This window comes from Cupriavidus sp. 22TCCZM01-5 (assembly GCF_057798915.1).
The window spans coordinates 44,764-62,101 of record NZ_JBYOJR010000022.1 but is presented as its reverse complement, the minus strand read 5'-3'; the positions used below and the strand labels follow the sequence as shown (position 1 = coordinate 62,101).

General features: G+C 66.8%; 16 protein-coding genes. 7 read left to right on the top strand and 9 right to left on the bottom strand.

Annotated elements, in window-relative coordinates; genetic code table 11:
- Positions 1 to 95 precede the first annotated feature (95 nt).
- The 3 genes from AC3FNH_RS20170 to AC3FNH_RS20160 form a co-directional block, all read right to left on the bottom strand.
- Positions 96 to 1,148 carry an alpha/beta fold hydrolase gene (locus AC3FNH_RS20170; RefSeq protein ID WP_488721345.1) on the bottom strand — a complete coding sequence of 351 codons (1,053 nt, stop codon included), beginning with the start codon at positions 1,146 to 1,148 and terminating at the stop codon, positions 96 to 98.
- Between the two features lie 146 nt (positions 1,149 to 1,294).
- Positions 1,295 to 2,446 carry an ABC transporter substrate-binding protein gene (locus tag AC3FNH_RS20165; RefSeq protein WP_276102142.1) on the bottom strand — a complete coding sequence of 384 codons (1,152 nt, stop codon included), beginning with the start codon at positions 2,444 to 2,446 and terminating at the stop codon, positions 1,295 to 1,297.
- Positions 2,447 to 2,464: 18 nt separating this feature from the next.
- Positions 2,465 to 3,778 carry a CitMHS family transporter gene (locus tag AC3FNH_RS20160; RefSeq protein ID WP_488721344.1) on the bottom strand — a complete coding sequence of 438 codons (1,314 nt, stop codon included), beginning with the start codon at positions 3,776 to 3,778 and terminating at the stop codon, positions 2,465 to 2,467.
- 691 nt (positions 3,779 to 4,469) lie between these two features.
- Here AC3FNH_RS20160 and hutH point away from each other — a divergent pair.
- Together hutH and AC3FNH_RS20150 are read left to right on the top strand one after the other, a co-directional pair.
- On the top strand, positions 4,470 to 6,026 hold the full coding sequence (gene hutH, locus AC3FNH_RS20155) for a histidine ammonia-lyase (protein WP_488721343.1): 1,557 nt from the start codon (positions 4,470 to 4,472) through the stop codon (positions 6,024 to 6,026).
- 90 nt (positions 6,027 to 6,116) lie between these two features.
- On the top strand, positions 6,117 to 7,499 hold the full coding sequence (locus tag AC3FNH_RS20150; RefSeq protein WP_276102138.1) for an amino acid permease: 1,383 nt from the start codon (positions 6,117 to 6,119) through the stop codon (positions 7,497 to 7,499).
- A 351-nt stretch (positions 7,500 to 7,850) separates the two neighbouring features.
- Here the strand turns inward: AC3FNH_RS20150 and dmpG are convergent, their stop codons facing one another.
- The 5 genes from dmpG to AC3FNH_RS20125 form a co-directional block, all read right to left on the bottom strand.
- Entirely contained in the window at positions 7,851 to 8,876 is a 1,026-nt protein-coding gene (dmpG, locus tag AC3FNH_RS20145; protein WP_488721342.1) for a 4-hydroxy-2-oxovalerate aldolase, read from the bottom strand.
- A gap of 11 nt (positions 8,877 to 8,887) precedes the next feature.
- Positions 8,888 to 9,790: an acetaldehyde dehydrogenase (acetylating) gene (locus tag AC3FNH_RS20140; protein WP_488721341.1), complete on the bottom strand. Its 903-nt coding sequence runs from the start codon at positions 9,788 to 9,790 to the stop codon at positions 8,888 to 8,890.
- A gap of 35 nt (positions 9,791 to 9,825) precedes the next feature.
- A complete protein-coding gene (gene dmpE / locus AC3FNH_RS20135) occupies positions 9,826 to 10,608 on the bottom strand; it encodes a 2-oxopent-4-enoate hydratase (RefSeq protein ID WP_488721340.1) in 783 nt (260 codons plus the stop codon).
- Between the two features lie 74 nt (positions 10,609 to 10,682).
- The gene (locus AC3FNH_RS20130; protein WP_276102134.1) at positions 10,683 to 12,245 is read right to left on the bottom strand and encodes a DUF1302 domain-containing protein; all 1,563 of its coding nucleotides are present in this window, start codon (positions 12,243 to 12,245) and stop codon (positions 10,683 to 10,685) included.
- A 136-nt stretch (positions 12,246 to 12,381) separates the two neighbouring features.
- A complete protein-coding gene (locus AC3FNH_RS20125) occupies positions 12,382 to 13,170 on the bottom strand; it encodes an SDR family oxidoreductase (protein WP_488721339.1) in 789 nt (262 codons plus the stop codon).
- 125 nt (positions 13,171 to 13,295) lie between these two features.
- On the opposite strand from AC3FNH_RS20125, the gene AC3FNH_RS20120 reads away from it, so the two are divergent.
- The 5 genes from AC3FNH_RS20120 to AC3FNH_RS20100 all read left to right on the top strand — a co-directional run bounded on the left by AC3FNH_RS20120 (position 13,296) and on the right by AC3FNH_RS20100 (position 16,330).
- Positions 13,296 to 14,168, top strand: coding sequence for an alpha/beta fold hydrolase (locus tag AC3FNH_RS20120; RefSeq protein WP_488721338.1), 873 nt, complete (start codon positions 13,296 to 13,298; stop codon positions 14,166 to 14,168).
- Between the two features lie 36 nt (positions 14,169 to 14,204).
- Positions 14,205 to 14,990: an SDR family NAD(P)-dependent oxidoreductase gene (locus tag AC3FNH_RS20115; protein ID WP_488721337.1), complete on the top strand. Its 786-nt coding sequence runs from the start codon at positions 14,205 to 14,207 to the stop codon at positions 14,988 to 14,990.
- A 17-nt stretch (positions 14,991 to 15,007) separates the two neighbouring features.
- Complete coding sequence (locus tag AC3FNH_RS20110) at positions 15,008 to 15,385, top strand: nuclear transport factor 2 family protein (RefSeq protein ID WP_276102130.1); 378 nt, start codon at positions 15,008 to 15,010, stop codon at positions 15,383 to 15,385.
- A gap of 21 nt (positions 15,386 to 15,406) precedes the next feature.
- Complete coding sequence (locus AC3FNH_RS20105; RefSeq protein WP_276102129.1) at positions 15,407 to 16,030, top strand: TetR family transcriptional regulator; 624 nt, start codon at positions 15,407 to 15,409, stop codon at positions 16,028 to 16,030.
- Between the two features lie 87 nt (positions 16,031 to 16,117).
- Positions 16,118 to 16,330 (top strand): hypothetical protein, encoded by a 213-nt coding sequence (locus AC3FNH_RS20100; RefSeq protein WP_488721336.1) that lies wholly within the window; start codon positions 16,118 to 16,120, stop codon positions 16,328 to 16,330.
- A 12-nt stretch (positions 16,331 to 16,342) separates the two neighbouring features.
- Here the strand turns inward: AC3FNH_RS20100 and AC3FNH_RS20095 are convergent, their stop codons facing one another.
- On the bottom strand, positions 16,343 to 16,822 hold the full coding sequence (locus AC3FNH_RS20095; protein WP_276102127.1) for an SRPBCC domain-containing protein: 480 nt from the start codon (positions 16,820 to 16,822) through the stop codon (positions 16,343 to 16,345).
- Positions 16,823 to 17,338 lie beyond the last annotated feature (516 nt).

The window sequence follows — 17,338 nt, the reverse complement described above, 5'->3', positions numbered from 1 at the left end:
GTGCAACGATGCGCCGCGCCGCCGAGCTCCGAGGCAAGCGCCGACAGCGTCATGGCAAGCAATATCAGCAATCTTTGCATCCACTGTTCCGCGCCTCAGCGCCGGTCGACGTCAAGGACTGCCTGCGCGAAGGCGGCAGGCGCTTCCTGCGGCAGGTTGTGGCCGATGCCGCCGGCCAGGTCGCGGTGCTCATACCGGCCGGTGAACTTGCTGGCATAGGCGCGGGGTTCGGGATGGGGCGCGCCGTTGGCATCGCCTTCCATGGTGATCGTCGGCACGGTGATCGCGGGCGCCGTGCCGAGCTTCCTCTCGATGTCGTCGAAGCGCGCTTCGCCCGTGGCCAGTCCTTGCCGCCAGCGGTAGTTGTGAATGGTGATTGCCACATGATCCGGGTTGTCGAACGCGGCCGCACTGCGCTCGAACGTGGCGTCGTCGAAGTTCCATTGCGGCGATGCCAGCTTCCAGATCAGTCTGGCGAACTGCCGCGTGTACTTCTGATAGCCAGCCGCACCGCGGTCCGTGGCGAAATAAAACTGGTACCACCATTGCAGTTCGGCCTCCGGTGGCAGCGGCTGCTTGCCGGCCGCCTGGCTGCCGATCAGGTAGCCGCTGACCGACACCAGCCCGCGGCAGCGGTCCGGCCACAGTGCGGCCATGATGCCGGCGGTACGTGCGCCCCAGTCAAAGCCGGCCACGACGGCGTTGCGGATGCCGAGTGCGTCCATCAGCGCGATCATGTCGGCCGCGATGGCCGATGGCTGGCCGTTGCGCGGGGTGTCGGCCGACAGGAAGGTGGTCGAGCCATAGCCGCGCAGGTAGGGGATGATCACGCGATAGCCACGCGCCGCCAGCAGGGGCGCCACGTCGACGAAGCTGTAGATGTCGTACGGCCAGCCGTGCAGCAGCAACGCGACCGGCCCGTCGGCCGGACCGGCCTCGGCGTAGCCGACGTTCAGCACGCCGGCATTGACATGCCGGATCGGTGCGAAGGTCGTATGGGTACCGGGTTTGGTCGGGGGCAGGGGTGCCGCCTTCGCCACGCCGGTCTGTGCCCGGGCAGCCTGCGACAGGCCCAGCTGCGCTGCGGCCAGCGTTGCGGCCGCGGCGCCCAGAAAGCCCCGGCGGGGCAGATCGATTCTTTCCGACATCTCTTTCTCCTGTGTACGTGATCAACTTGAACACGAGTCTAGGAGGCCGCGGCAAGCGGCATGTGTCGGGAACCCCGGGGCTTTGTATCGCTGTGTATCTGCGCATGGTTGCCCGATACGCCGATACAAGAAGCTGGCCTGACGCGCTACTTCTGCCCGGTTGCCGTGCGCCAGCGCGCGACGAATTCGCGATAAGCCGCGATGTCGAGGTGCCGCGTCAGGTCCGCGTCGTTCAGGATCGGCCGCATGCTGGGGCCAAGCTGCGTCACCAGCCGGGCAGCGGTGGTATCGCCGCCGACATCGCTGCGCACGGCGTACAGCCCGGCGCGCTGCGCCATCAGGGTCTGGCCGCGCCGCGACAGCGTGTAGTCGACCCACAAGCGGGCCGCGTTCGGGTGGCGCGCGCGCTGGCTGATCAGCTGGATGCGCGACAGCACCAGCGTGTAGTCCGTCAGGAAGGCGACACCGATGGCGGCGTTGTTCTGCGCCTGGCCAATCGCGTATGCGCCGAGCACGTTGTAGGCGAGCGTCATGCTGCCATTGGCAACCTGGCGCAGCATGGCGGCGGTCGTCGGCACATAGCGGGCGTCGAGCTTGCCCAGTTCCGCGGCGATGTCCCAGAAGGCCGGGCCTGCGGTGGCGTCCTGCGTGGCCAGCAGGAACCCGAGGCCCGACTTCTCGATGTCGTAGGTGATGACCTTGCGGCGCAGCTGGCTGGCCTGCGTCGCCAGCAGCTTTGCCAGCTCGGCGTGGGTGCGCGGTACCTGGGCGGCGCGCAGCAGCTTGCGGTTGTAGGCGATCGCCACCGGGTCGATGCTGGTGGCCCAGGCCTGGTCCTGCCAGCGGGCCCAGGCCGGCAGCCCGGGCGCTTCTGGCGAGGCGTAGGACATGGCATAGCCGCGCCTGACCAGGCTGGCCTGCAGGTCCATCGCCGAACTCCACAGTACGTCCGCGGACTCGGTCCCGAGCTGGGTCTCGGCCAGGTAGCGGTGATAAAGCTCGGTGCTGGTCAGGTCGTCGTACTCGATCCGGACGCGCGGATACATCGAGCGGAAGTCGGAAAGCAGCGGCCTGACCAGGTCGGCATCCGTGGTGGCGTAGATCACCAGGCGGCCTTCATCCTCGGCCGCGCGGACCACGCTGGCGTAGTCCGGCGCGTAGCCGGGCGGCACCGTCGCCCTGGGTGCGTAGTCCAGCAGTTCGTTGGCGTCCTGCGCGGTCGATACCAGGGGCCAGCCCAGCGCCAGCGCCAGCAGGGCGCGTCGCCGGGGGAGCCGTTGCGTGCGGTGATTTCGCATGGCGGTGCCTCAGGTCCCTCAGGTCCGGCCCATGACCGGGATGACGCCGAAGACGATGCAGGCGGCCAGCATCACCACCGCCGCCGACAGCGCCCACAGCAGCGTATAGCGCTGATGGTCGCCGAACTCGACCTCGGCCAGGCCGACCAGCAGGTAGGTCGACGCCACCAGCGGGCTGAGCAGGTGGACCTGCTGGCCGATCAGCGAAGCGCGCCCCAGTTCCGCCGCGGTAATGCCATGCACGGCGCCGGCCTTGGCGAGGATCGGCAGGATGCCGAAGTAGAAGGCATCGTTGGAGATGAAGAACGTGAACGGCACGCTCAGCACTGCGGTGACGACCGCCAGGTACGGCTCCAGCCAGTTGGGCAGGCCCGCGATCACGCTGGCGGCGATGGCATCCACCATCTTGGTCCCCGACAGGATGCCCACGAAAATGCCGGCGGCGAAAATCAGCGAGACCACCGGCACGATGTTGCCGGCATGCTCGGCGATCCGCTCCTTCTGGTCCTGCATGTTCGGATAGTTGACCATCAGCGCGATCGCCGAGGCGACCATGAACAGCACCTGGAGCGGGATCGCGCCGTGGATGAGCAGCGCCATCAGCGCTACGGTCAGCGCGAAGTTGAACCACAGCAGCCGGGGCCGCGAGGTAGTCGGGTTGCTGGCCGTGACCGCCGGGGCGTCGTCGGCCGGTGCGCCCGCCTGCTGCAGCGCAAGGGCGCCGAGCCGCGTCTTCTCGCGGCGCCCCAGCAGGCCCGCGACGAAGATGCCCCACATGCCGGTGACGATCATCGGCAGGATCATCGGCACGAACAACTGGCCCACGTCCACGCCGAGCGAGCTGGCCGCGCGCGCGGTCGGGCCGCCCCACGGCAGGATATTCATGAGCCCGCCGGCCATCATGATGACGCAGGCCAGCACCAGGCGGCTCAGGCCCAGGCGCTTGTACAGCGGCAGCATCGCGGCGCAGGTGATCATGTAGGTGGTCGAGCCGTCGCCATCGAGCGATACCACCGTCGCCAGCACGAAGGTGCCGATCACGATCTTGGTCGGGTCGTTGCCGACCAGCCTGAGGATGACCCGCACCGCCGGGTCGAACAGTCCGGCATCGATCATGATCCCGAAATACAGGATCGCGAACATCAGCATGACGCCGGTAGGGGCCAGCTTCTTGATGCCTTCCAGCATCATCGGGCCCAGTTCAATTCCGAAGCCCGCCAGCAGACCGAAGGCGATCGGCACCAGGATCAGGGCGACCATCGCCGACAGGCGCTTGGTCATGATCAGCGCCATGAAGACGATGATCATCGTATAGGCGATGGCGGTCAGCATGCACGAACCTCCGGCGATGCGCACGTCACGAACCGGTAGTCCGATGCGGCAGCCGATGGCGTGCATCGCATCCGGGGCTGCGACGCCGCGATCACTGCGTCGATACGGTCGCAGTATATGTTGCGCGAGAGGCCTGCGTGAAACCGCGCTTTGTTCTCTTCCGCACGCGCCCTGGCGCCGGCGGCTTGCGCCGCGCAAAGGCCGGCGAACTCGATTTGCCGTGATCTGTAAACCATGCCGGAGAGGCGCATGACAAGTGTCTCCTTGACCAAACTGTGCCCACCGAAGGGTCTGGGAGGGGGATGCTAGAGACCCAAGCTGTCATTTTGCCGTCACAGGCGCCTAGGGTAATCACGGAGGGGTGAGGCGTGGAGCGACAGCTTCACGCCAATGCGTTGGCCGGTGCGGACGCGCTGATCCGTTCAGGCCTTGGCCTCGCGCCACAGCAGTTCGCGCTTGCGGTCCACGCCCCAGCTTGCTTCGAAGACGGGTAAACCCCAGTTCCAACTAACTTGTATATACAATACCGTACAACCATATAAGACCTCGCTGCGGCGAGGTCGAGTTTTTGAGCAAATTGTGGACAAGGAATAACAGCGAGCCCCGCCCCCGCGGCTGCCCGCATTGCCCGCGTCCTGAACAATGACCCATCGACCGGCGTGATGCGCCACGCTTCCCAGTGAATCTGAACATGTCTTATCAAGCAAACCTGTCGGCCACCGCCCTCCATCTGCAACCCGGTGAGCTGACGCTCGCGCAACTGCGTGCCGTGCATCAGCATCCGGTCAGGATCACGCTCGACGAGCGTGCCTTCGCGGCCATCGACCGCAGCGTGGCGTGCGTGGAGAGCGTCATCTCCGAGGGCCGCACGGCCTATGGCATCAACACCGGCTTCGGCCTGCTGGCGCAGACGCGCATCGCACGCGAGGATCTGGAAAGCCTGCAGCGCTCGCTGGTGCTCTCGCATGCGGCCGGCGTGGGCGAGCCGATCGATGACGCCCTGGTGCGCCTGATCATGGTGCTCAAGATCAACAGCCTGGCGCGGGGGCTGTCCGGCATCCGCCGCAAGGTCATCGACGCGTTGATCGCACTGGTGAACGCCGAGGTGTACCCGCGCATCCCGCTGAAGGGCTCGGTTGGCGCCTCGGGCGACCTCGCGCCGCTTGCCCACATGTCCCTGCTGCTGCTCGGCGAGGGCCAGGCGCGCCATCGCGGCAAATGGCTGCCCGCACGCGAAGCGCTTGCCCTTGCCGATCTGCAACCGCTCACGCTCGCCGCCAAGGAAGGGCTTGCATTGCTCAACGGCACGCAGGTATCCACCGCCTATGCCCTCCAGGGCTTGTTCCAGGCAGAAGACCTGTTCGCCGCGGCAAGTGTCTGCGGCGCGCTGACCGTCGAGGCGTCGCTCGGCTCGCGTGCTCCGTTCGATCCACGTATTCACGCGGCGCGTGGCCAGCGTGGCCAGATCGACTCGGCTGCGATCTACCGCCAACTGCTGGGGCCGACCAGCGAAATCGGCCAGTCCCATGCGAGCTGCGAGAAGGTGCAGGATCCCTATTCCCTGCGCTGCCAGCCGCAAGTCATGGGCGCCTGCCTGACGCAGATCCGCAATGCGGCGGACGTCCTTGGCGTCGAAGCGAACTCGGTTTCCGACAACCCGCTGGTGTTTGCGCAGGAAGGAGACATCATCTCGGGCGGCAACTTCCACGCCGAGCCGGTGGCCATGGCGGCGGACAACCTCGCGCTGGCGCTGGCCGAGATTGGCGCGCTGAGCGAGCGGCGCATTTCGCTGATGATGGACAAGCATATGTCGCAGCTGCCGGCGTTCCTTGTCGCCAATGGCGGCGTCAACTCCGGCTTCATGATCGCGCAGGTCACGGCCGCGGCTTTGGCGTCGGAGAACAAGGCGCTGGCACACCCCGCCAGCGTCGACAGCCTGCCCACCTCCGCGAACCAGGAAGACCACGTGTCCATGGCACCCAACGCCGGCAAACGGCTTTGGGAGATGGCCAGCAACGTGCAGGGCATCCTTGCCATCGAATGGCTCGCCGCCTGCCAGGGACTCGATTTCCGCGAGGGGGCAAAGACTACCGACGCGCTCGAGCGCGCGCGCGGGCTGCTGCGACAGTCAGTGCCGTTCTACGACAAGGACCGCTACTTCGCGCCGGACATCGAAGGTGCCAGCGCACTGATCGCCGAGCGCCACCTCACGGCCCTGCTGCCTGCGGGCATGCTGCCGAGCCTCTAAGAACAGGCCACCTATACCGGCGCGGAGCGGGCGAAGATCCGCGCGCCATGGGACCGTCGGTTCCCATCCCGATATCTTTCAGGAGACAGCTTGAAAAACCTGCAACGCAACCTCGGCGCGCGGCATATCCGCTTTCTTGCGCTTGGCTCGGCCATTGGCACGGGCCTGTTCTACGGCTCGGCATCGGCCATCCAGCTCGCTGGCCCCGCCGTCATTCTGGCCTATATCCTGGGCGGCGCAGCCGTCTACATGGTCATGCGCGCGCTCGGCGAAATGGCGGTTCGCGAGCCGGTATCAGGCTCCTTCGGGCGCTATGCAAGCGAGTACCTCGGCCCGCTCGCGGGCTTTCTCACCGGATGGACCTATATCCTCGAGATGATCATCGTCTGCCTCGCGGACGTGACCGCATTCGGCATCTACATGGGATTCTGGTTCCCCGAAGTTCCGCAATGGATATGGGTGCTCGGCATCGTCATGCTGATCTGCGGGTTGAACCTGTGCAACGTGAAGGTGTTCGGGGAACTGGAGTTCTGGCTTGCCTTGGTGAAGATCCTCGCCATCGCCGCGATGATCATCGGCGGCACCCTGATCCTGTTCCTCGGGGTCCAGATGAATGGCGAACACTCTCCGGGCCTGACCAATCTGTGGGCGCATGGCGGCTTCCTCCCGCACGGCGTTGGAGGACTGATTGCCTCGCTGGCCGTGGTGATGTTTGCGTATGGCGGCATCGAGATCATCGGCATCACCGGCGGTGAAGCCAAGAACCCGGAGAAGGTCATCCCGAGGGCGATCAACGCCGTGCCGGCGCGGATCCTGCTGTTCTACGTACTGACGATGACCGTGCTGATGGCAATCTTTCCGTGGACCGGCATTGGCGGTCAGGGCAGCCCGTTTGTACAGATCTTCTCCGGGCTGGGCATCAAGTCCGCCGCGGCGATTCTGAACCTGATCGTGATTTCCGCCGCCATCTCGGCAATCAACAGCAACATCTTTGGCGCCGGACGGATGATGTTCGGCATGGCGGAGCAGGGCCAGGCACCGCGCATCTTTGCGACCACCTCGCGTCACGGTGTGCCCTGGGTGACGGTGCTGGCGATGGCCGCCGCGCTGCTCGGCGGCGTGGTGCTGAACTACCTGATTCCCGAGCAGGTGTTCGTGATCATTGCATCGATCGCGACCTTCGCGACCGTATGGGTCTGGCTCATGATCCTGCTGTCCCAGGTTGCCATGCGGCGCCGCCTGTCGGCCGAGGAAGTTCGCGCCCTCAAGTTCAAGGTGCCGATGTGGCCCGTCGGTCCGGCGCTTGCGATTGCCTTCATGCTGTTTGTAATCGGCGTGCTGGGCTATGTCGAAGACACGCGCGTGGCGCTCTATGTCGGCATGGGTTGGGTTGCGCTGCTGTCACTCGCCTGGTATCTCCGGGCCAAGCCGCAGGATGACCGGATTCTTGCCCAGGAGACCAGCGCATCGTGATGCCGGTTTGACAGACATGATGTGTTCACGGTCTGGCAGGTCCGGCAGGGCGCTCACCTCCGGCGTCAAGTCGGAGGCGACGCCCGGCGACTGGGAATCGAATTCGTGCCTAAGGCGCTTTTTTGGGGCTTTCGGCGGATCGTGGGAATGGGGAAGGGTTGGGTTTTTCGTGCTTGGCAGGCGCCGCCACAAAACCCCCGCCGGCGACGCCGTCGAAACAGCAGCGCCCGCCAAGCACGCCAACCCCGTCATCCCCCATTCCCCGCAATCCAGCGAAGAACCTTTTTTCGTCTCGGATGCGCGGGATGGCGGTGCCCGGCACCGCATGGCCGCCGGGCAGGATCCCGCTACTTACGCCACCAACAGTCCACGCTCGCGCGCCAGCGTGATCGCCGTGTCCTCGATCATGTCTTCCTGTCCGCCCACCAGCCGCTGGCGCCCCAGTTCGACCAGGATCTCGCGCGCGGGAATGCGGTACTTGGCCTCGGCGCGCTTGGCGAACAGCAGGAAGGACGAATACACGCCGGCATAGCCCAGCGTGAGCGCGTCGCGGTCGATACGGATCGGGTGGTCCATGATCGGCACCACCAGGTCCTCGGCCACGTCGGCAATGCGGAACACGTCGACGCCGGTCTCAATGCCCATGCGCTCGCACACGGCCACCAGCACTTCCATCGGCGTGTTGCCGGCACCGGCGCCCAGCCCCGCGGCGGCGGCGTCGATGCGGTTCGCGCCGCACGCAATCGCGGCCAGTGAATTGGCCACGCCCATGGCGAGGTTGTGGTGGCCATGGAAGCCCAGCTCGGTCTCGGGCCGCAGCGCCTGCCGCACGGCGGTCAGCTTCTCGGCGACGTCGTGCGGCAGCATGTGGCCGGCCGAGTCGGTGATGTACAGGCAGTTGGCGCCGTAGCTTTCCATCAGCAGCGCCTGCTGCACCAGCGTCTGCACCGGCGCCATGTGCGCCATCATCAGGAAGCCCACCGTATCCATGCCCAGCTTGCGCGCCATGCCGATATGCTGCTCGGAGACGTCCGCTTCGGTGCAATGCGTGGCGACGCGGATGGTATGCACGCCAATCTCGTGCGCCATGCGCAGGTGGTCGACGGTGCCGATGCCGGGCAGCAGCAGCGCCGAGACGCGCGACTGCTTCAGCTCGCCCAGCACCGCGCGCAGGTATTCCTCGTCGCTGTGCGCGGGAAAGCCGTAGTTGACCGAGGCGCCGCCCAGGCCGTCGCCGTGGGTCACTTCGATCAGCGGCACGCCGGCGGCATCCAGGCCGCGGGCGATGCCCTTCATCTGTTCCAGCGAGATCTGGTGGCGCTTCGGATGCATGCCGTCGCGCAGCGTCATGTCGTGCAGGGTGATGCGTTGGCCCATGGCGTGGCTCCTCAGGCGGCAGTGGTTTCAGGGACGGCCAGCATCGCGGCGGCGATGCACTCGGCGGTGCGAGCCGCCGAGGCGGTCATGATGTCGAGGTTGCCGGCGTACTTCGGCAGGTAGTCGCCCAGCCCCTCCACCTCCAGGAAGATCGACACGCGCTGGCCGTCGAACACGGGGCCGTTCTTGAGCGTATAGCCCGGCACGTACTTGCGCACTTCGGCAATCATGTCGTGCACGGACGCGGTGATGGCGGCCACGTCGGGCGCGTCGTCGGTCAGGCAGTGGATGGTGTCGCGCATGATCAGCGGCGGCTCGGCCGGGTTGATCACGATGATGGCCTTGCCCTGGCGCGCGCCGCCCACGGCCTCGATCGCGCCCGCGGTGGTGCGCGTGAATTCGTCGATATTGCGGCGCGTGCCGGGACCGACCGAGCGCGACGACACCGTCGCGACGATCTCGCCATAGGCCACCGGCTGCACGCGCGACACGGCGTACACCATGGGGATGGTGGCCTGGCCGCCGCACGTGACCATGTTGACGTTCATCTCGTTGCTGCCGATATGGGCGTCGAGGTTGACCGGCGGCACGCAGAACGGCCCGATCGCGGCCGGCGTCAGGTCGATCACGCGCACGCCGCGCGCGGTGAGCCTGGCCGAGTGCTCGGCGTGGACGTAGGCCGAGGTGGCATCGAAGGCGATGCGGATATCGTCGGCTTCCAGGTGCGGCAGCAAGCCGTCGATGCCGTCGCTGGTGGTCTTCAGGCCCAGCTCGCGCGCTCGCGCGAGGCCTTCGGAGGCGGCTTCTACGCCCACCATCCAGACGGGTTCCAGGATGTCGCTGCGGCGCAGCTTGTAGAGCAGGTCGGTGCCGATATTGCCGGGCCCGATCAGGGCGCATCGGATCTTGTTCATGGTGCCTCGCCTCGCAAGTAGAGTGAATCGGAAAGTCAGCAGAACATGGCGCTGCAGCCGCCGATGCCGCTGATGCGCATGGACAGCCGGTCGCCGGCCTGCACGGGAATCAGTGCCGCCAGCGAGCCGGACAGGATGGTTTCGCCGGCCAGCAGCGGAATGCCGAAGCTGCCCAGCGTGTTGGCGAGCCACGCCACCGCGTCGGCGGGATGGCCCAGCGCGGCGCTGCCCAGGCCCGTGGCCACGCATTCGCCGTTCTTTTCCAGCACCATCTCGCATGCGGCCAGGTCCAGCGCCTGCGGGCTGACGCGCTCGTCGCCAAGTACGTAGACGCCGCATGAAGCGTTGTCGGCCACGGTGTCCTCGATGCGGATGCGCCAGTCGCGGATGCGCGAGTCGACGATCTCGAAGCACGCTGCCACCGACTCGGTCGCATCGAGCACGTCGTCGCGGGTCACGCCGGGGCCGCGCAGGTCGCGCCGCAGGAAGAAGGCGATCTCGCCTTCGGCGCGCGGCTGGATCAGCGTGTCCGTGGGGATGGGCTGGCCCGCGGCGTAGTGCATGCTTTGCAGCAGGATGCCGAAGTCGGGCTGGTGCACGTCCAGCATCTTCTGCACCACCTCGCTGGTCACGCCGATCTTCTTGCCGGTGACGCGGTCACCGGCGGCCAGCCGGTGCGCGACAAAGCCCTGCTGGATGCGATAGGCGTCGCGCACGTCCAGCGCCAGGCCGCGGCCGCTGAGAGGCGGCACGGGCGTTCGCGCGACGAGTGCTTGGTGGAGTTCGTTGCTGAGCGTGGAGATCAGGTCGGCATTCATGGCGGGAGAAGTCGGGTGGCGGTGCCGCGGCAACACGTGGTGATGTGCCGCGGCAACACGGGGTGATGCGTGCGTCAGAACGAGTACTTGGCGTTGAAGGCCACGTAGTCGCGGTCAGCCAGCGGGCGGTTGGCAATGCTCGCGCCGCCGATGAACGCGGCGTAGGTCAGGCCGAGTTCCAGGTTGTTCAGGTACTTCAATGTCACGCCCACGCTGGCGCGCTTGTCGCCATAGCCCATCAGCGTGCCGAAGGCGCCGGCCACGGACGACTGACCGCTGAACTGCTGCGCATAGGTGAGCGGCACCGTCAGGTCCCAGCCGTCGAACACATTGTTGTAGGTCAGCGACCAGCCGACCTGGAACGCCGCCGAATTGCGCGTGTTGGTCAGCTGGCTGAAACCCATCACCGAATCCACGCCCAGCACGTGCAGGTAGGCGATTTCACCGAGCAGAGACTGCGAGTTGGCCAGGAAGGTCGGGCCGATCGAGTAGATCGCCGACAGCTGCCCCTGCAGGGCACGTCCGGGCGACGCGGTGGGCGAGCCGGCCACGTTCACCAGCATTGGGATGCCGTCCTTGTAGCTGATTTCACCGGCGATATTGGCGCCAAGCACTTGCGTGGAGAAGCTGGCGCCGGTCAGGTTGATGCCGCTGAAGTATTTCTGCTGGTACTGCAGCGAGGGGAAGAGCGAGGTCACGACGCTCGGGTTCTTGTCGTGATAGCGCAGCTGGTAGAGCCCGATCTCGGTGTCTTCGAACACGCGGAAGCGCGTGCCGATGCCCCATTGTCCCCAGTCCGACGGACTGATGTCGGGGCCACGCGGGATACGGAAGCCGGGCCCGATAATGAATTCCGCGCCGGGGCCGACCACGTCGCTGGTGCTGAAGTAGCTGCCCGGTGCGAAGAGCTGGTTCGCCTTGTAGGTGAACTGGTAATAGCCCATCAGGCTGAACGACGGCGTGACCTGCAGCTGCAGCGATGCCTGTGGCACCGGCAGCAGGATGTCCTTGACCTCGGCGCCCGGCACGAAGGCCTTGGTGGCATCGGCGGGCCCCTGCGCACCGGCGATGTTGGCGAAGAACAGGCTCTCGCCCCATGCCACCACCTGGTTGCCCAGCTTGAAGCTCAGCTGCGAATCGCCGATCGGCGTGGTGCCGTAGACATAGGCGTCGAGCAGTTGCGCGCGCTGCTCGTGATAGTCGCGCGCCGAGCCGGTGAACTCGTTGAACGGGCCGCTGTGGTTGACGGTGAAGGGCGCATTGTTCGAGTTGGTGCCGCTGTAGGCCCAGTCGTAGAACACGCTGCCGCGCACCAGGGCACCGAAGGCGTCGTGCCTGACATGCGCCTCGCCCAGCAGCGAGACGCGGTTCGCGGTCATGTCGCCACGCTTGAAGTTGCGGTCGCCGTCGTCGCCGTTGATATTGGCGGGGCTCAGCAGCGTGTTGCTCTGGTGGCCGGTACGGACCGCCGCGCCATAGGATGCGGTTACGCTGTAGTCGAGCGTGGTGTCGTGGCCGAGATCGATGGTTTCGCCGGCGCGGGCGGCCGGCGCGAGCAACGTTGCCAGCGCCGCGGCGGCGGCGATCGGCCGTAGCATGCTGCGTCGTTTCACTGGGCCGCTTGGTGTTTGGTGCATGGTGGTCTCCCCTTGGTTTCGGTGGTGGTTCATGGCCTGGCACTTCGAATGGCGCGCATCTGGCCGCAAGCGTAGAGAGGGGGAGCCATGCACAAATCGGCAGAATGGACTAGGCGATTTCCCTACGGGAAGCCGTTCAGCCGCGATTGACCGACGCCGTGTCGAGGAAGGCCGGACGTTCGCCGCCGCCATCGAGCACGAGGTTGGCGCCGGAGACGTACGAGGCCTGTGGCGAGGCCAGGAACAGGCAGGCGCTGGCGATATCGTCAGGCTGTGCGAGACGGCCCAACGGCACCGTGGCGGCTGTCGCGCGCAGCGCCTCGGGGTCGCCGTAGTGCTGCTGCTGCGAGGTTTCGGTCAGCACCAGCCCCGGGCTGACCGCAGCCACGCGCACCTTGGGCGCCCATTCCACTGCGAGCGAGCGCACGGCATTGAGGATGCCGGCCTTGGCGGCACCATAGGCCGCCGTGCCCGGCGACGGGCGCAGCGCGCTGATGCTGCCGACGAACAGCTGCGTGCCGCCGCCGACCTGCTGCTGCATGCGTGCATTGGCGCGCTGCGCGAGTTGCAGGGGAGCCACCAGGTTGAGCCGGATCACCGATTCCAGCAGCCGTGGGGAGGCATCGGCCACCAGCGCATAGGGTGAGCCGCCGGCGTTGTGGACCACCACATCGAGCGTGGGGCTGTGCTGCGCAATCCGCGCGAGCATGGCGTCGGCCTGTTCGATGTCGCGAATGTCCGCTGCGATGAAACGGGCGGTGCGGCCCGCCGCGTGCGGCAACTCGCCGTCGTGCGCGGGCGCGGTGCGTCCGCAGACGAAGACCTGCGCGCCGGCGCGCAGGAAGGCTTCGCTGATGGCCCGGCCGATGCCGCGCATGCCGCCGGTGACCAGCACGGTCTGGCCGCTGTAGTCGAATCCTGTCATGGGTTCCCCTGGTGCATGGAGCGCCCATCGTAGGAGAAGTGGCGATGCCGTTCGTAGTCCGAATGAACGATGCCCGGCGTGCCGGCGCTGCGCAAGATGCGTCCCATCACACCGGAGACGCCCCTATGTCCGCTACGTCACAAACAACGCCATCCTCGCCGCATCCGAACCTGCCGGTCGGGCGCTTCATCACCACGTCGGCGGGCCTGCGGCTGCACTGCCTCGACTCGGGCAGCGGAGAACCGGTGGTCTTTATCCACGGCAGCGGGCCGGGCGCGAGCGGGCACAGCAACTTCCGCCATAACGCGCCGGCGTTCGAGCAGGCGGGCTTCCGCACGGTGGTGGTGGACCTGCCCGGGTATGGGCTGTCGTCCAAGCCGGATGATGTCGAGTACACGCTGGACTTCTTCGTCGCCGCGCTGCGCGAGCAGTTGCTGGCACTCGAGCTGCCGCGCTGCGTGCTCGTGGGCAATTCGCTCGGCGGCGCCATCGCGCTGCAGTACGCGCTGGACTTCCCGGAGCATGTCAGCCGCCTGGTGATGATGGCCCCGGGCGGCGTGGAGGAGCGCGAGACCTATTTCCAGATGGAAGGCATCCAGCGCATGGTGTCGCTGTTCACCGGCGGCCACATGAACCCGGACACCATGCGCCAGCTGCTGCAACTGCTGGTGCACGATGCCAGCTTGGTCACCGACGCGCTCGTCGACGAACGCATGGCGGTGTGCCGCGAGCAGCCGCGCGAGGTGCTGGCGACCATGAAGGTGCCCAACCTGACCGCGCGGCTGGGCGAGATCCGCTGCCCGGTGCTGGGCTTCTGGGGCACCGAGGACCAGTTCAATCCCGCCTCCGGCGCGATGAAGTTCCTGAGCGGTTGCGCCGATGCCCGCTTTGTCATGATCAACCGCTGCGGCCACTGGGTGATGGTCGAGCACGCGGCCTATTTCAATCGCGAATGCCTCGGCTTCCTGGCCGATACGGGGCAAAGCCGCGCGGCATAATTGGCACGCGCAACCAACAAGACAACAGGAGACATCGTGGAATACCCGTACAACCTGTTCGACCTGCGTGGCAAGGTAGCCGCCATCACTGGTGCCGCGCGCGGCATTGGCGCCGAGACCGCACGCGTGCTGGCTGCGGCCGGCGCGAAGGTCGCGGTGCTCGATGTGCTGGAAGCGGACGGCAAGGCCACCGCCGAAGCGATCCGCGGCGCGGGCGGCGAGGCGGCCTTCTGGAAGCTCGATGTCACCAGCGAAGGCGAGGTGGCACGCGTGCTCGACGAGGTCGCGGCCCGCTTCGGCGGACTTGGCATCCTGGTCAACAACGCCGGCATCGAAGGCCCGAACGCGCCCACCCACGAGGTGACGCTGGAGCAATGGCAACAGGTGATGGCGGTGAACGTGACCGGCACCTTCCTGTGCACCAAGCATGCGATCGCGCACATGGAGCGCGCGGGCAGCGGCGCCATTGTCAACGTGTCGTCGATGTACGGCATTGCCGCCGGCCCGGACGTACCCCCTTACCATGCGTCCAAGGCGGCGGTGCGGATGATGGCCAAGACCGATGCGATGCTCTACGCGGCCAAGGGCATCCGCTCGAACTCCATTCATCCTGGCTATATCCGCACGCCGATGCTCGAACACGTGGCCCAGGCATCGGGGCAGGGCGAAGCGCTGTTCGACTACCTCGGCGGGCTGACCCCGATCGGCAAGGTGGGCCAGCCGCGCGATATCGCGGCTGGCATCCTCTATCTGGTGTCCGATGCCGGACGCTACGTTACCGGCGCCGAGCTGGTCATCGACGGCGGCTACACCGCACGCTGAGGGACAAGGAGACACGCATGCCCGATAGCACAGCGATGAAAGCCACGCTGCTCGACTATGTCGAGCGCTTCAATGCCGGCGATGCCGAGGGCGTCGCCGCGCTTTACGCCGACGATGCCACGGTGGAGGACCCGGTCGGGGCGCAGCCGATCGCCGGCAAGCCGGCCATCCTGGCCTTCTACCGGCACGCCACTTCTCTGGGCGCGCGACTGGAGGTGGCAGCCCAGCCGCGCGGCTCGCACGGCAATGCCGCCGCGCTGACCTTCTCGGTCCACGCGCATCTGGAAGGCCGGCCGGCGCGCATCGACGTGACCGACATCATGACGTTCGCCACGGACGGGCGCATCCAGAGCATGCGCGCCCACTGGGGGCCGGACGACGTGCACTTCCTGTAACGCGCCGCCGCGAGCCCGCCGATGGTCCGGCGAACCCGCGACGATGCCGTGGCCACGCGCGCGCGCATCCTGGACAGCGCGCAGCAGCTGATGCACCAGCGCGGCCTGCATTGCGTCACGCTTGAAGACGTGGCCCGCGCCATCGGCATGACGCGCGGCGCGGTCTACGCCCATTTCCGCTCGCGCGCCGCGTTGCTGGGCGCGCTGCTGTCGTGCGCGGAGGCCGATTTCGCTGCGCGGCTCGCGCCACTGGCCGATGGGAAGCGGGCCCGGCCCGGCGCGCTGGAGCCGGCGCTGGCAGCCTTGCTCGATGGCGATGCCATCGCACGCCACGTCAGCCTGCTGGTGGCCCTGCTGCAACATAAATGCTGCACCGCCTGCGAACTGTGCCCGCTGCGCGAGCGTGTCCTGACAGGCATCGACCGACTGCGCGGCGCTTGCGCCGACCTGTTGCCCGAGCCGGCGCTGGCCGGGCTGCTGCTGGCGCACCTGTGGGGCCTGCTGAGCGCGCACGCCTTGCAGCTGACGTCCGCTGGCTTGTCGGGCGCGGCGCCGGCGCTGGCCACCCTGTACCTGGGAGCGGGTGTGCAACACGGTGCCTCTGTCCGGCAGGATGCACCCGAGTGCATTCGGGACACCCCCTAGTCTGGTCGGACGAAGAGGTCGCGGCAGCCCACGCCTACGATGGTGTCAAAGACCTTGACACCCGAAAAGGGGGCGGAGGAGACAGCGATGAAGCGGCTCGGATTTCGTTGGGTGGCCGCCCTGGCCGCGGTGCTCGCTGGCGCGGGCGTGTCCTGGATGTCTGTCGCGGACGGCGAGGATGATGTACCGGCTGCCGAGGTGTCCCTGTCCGGTGTCGCTGCCGACGGCTGTGACGATGCCTGTGCGCGCAGCCGCGGCGCGGCGGCCTTGCTGGTATTGAGCCAGCGCCCGCCGCAATGACCGTGCCGGCGGTCAGCGCCGGCCGGCCTGCCGCTCGACGTGGAGCGCCTCGGCGCGTGCCTTGACGTCCCGCGCCACCTGGTCGAAGCCCTGTTTTACCCAGCCGCCGTGCTCGCGCATGATGGTGTCCGCGTTCAGGCCGAGGAACAGGTCGGTGGTGAAGTAGCGGGTACGGTTCTGGCCGATCGCCTCGACATACTGGTCGCGGCGCGCGGCGTCCTTGTTGTCGTCGGTGGCTCGCTGTTCCCACGACAGCAGGCGTTCAGGTTCCCAGGCGATCAGGGTTTCATTGACGGGGATGATCTGCCCGGTGCCGGGAATGCGGACCTGCATGCAGACCATGTCGCCGAGCCGGCCGGTGGTCTCCAGTCCCGGGCAGAACGTGTTCCATGCCGCGTAGCGTGGAAAGTCGGTCAGCACCTCCCATACCAGCGATGCCGGCGCATCGATCTCTACGGTGATCGAGGTCACGAGGTTTTCCGCCTTGGCCATTGTTTGCTCCTTCCTGTCATTCATTTTGGGAGTCTCAACACTAGGGCCGGGAGCCTGGCCCGCGCATACTCCGAACGGACGAGTCTGCGTGGACGAAGCGGGTGGGGCGGCGATGGGGCATAGTGATGGCATGCTCAGCGAGTCTCCAGCTGCTGTGAGCTTGGTGCCGGCCGGCGGTGGTGGCCGGTATTTTTTTTGGTTTTTTGCCGGATTGCGGGGGATGGGGGATGGGGTTATGGTTCTTGGCAGGCGCCGCTGTTTCGCCGGCTACGCCGGCGAAACAGCGGCGCCTGCCAAGCACGACAACCCCACCCCTTCCCCCCTTTTTGAACTGCGACAAAGCCTCGGCCGTGCGCGCGTGTCCGACTCCTTTAGTCCGTTCGGATTACGTTCACTGGATTCTGTGAATTAAGCTCGCGCCGGTCGCGGGAATGAGGGAAACCGGCTCCTATAATCCACGACGACATAAGTGCCTGCAGAGCATCTGTATCAAGGCCAGGGCCTCCCCCGGCCGAG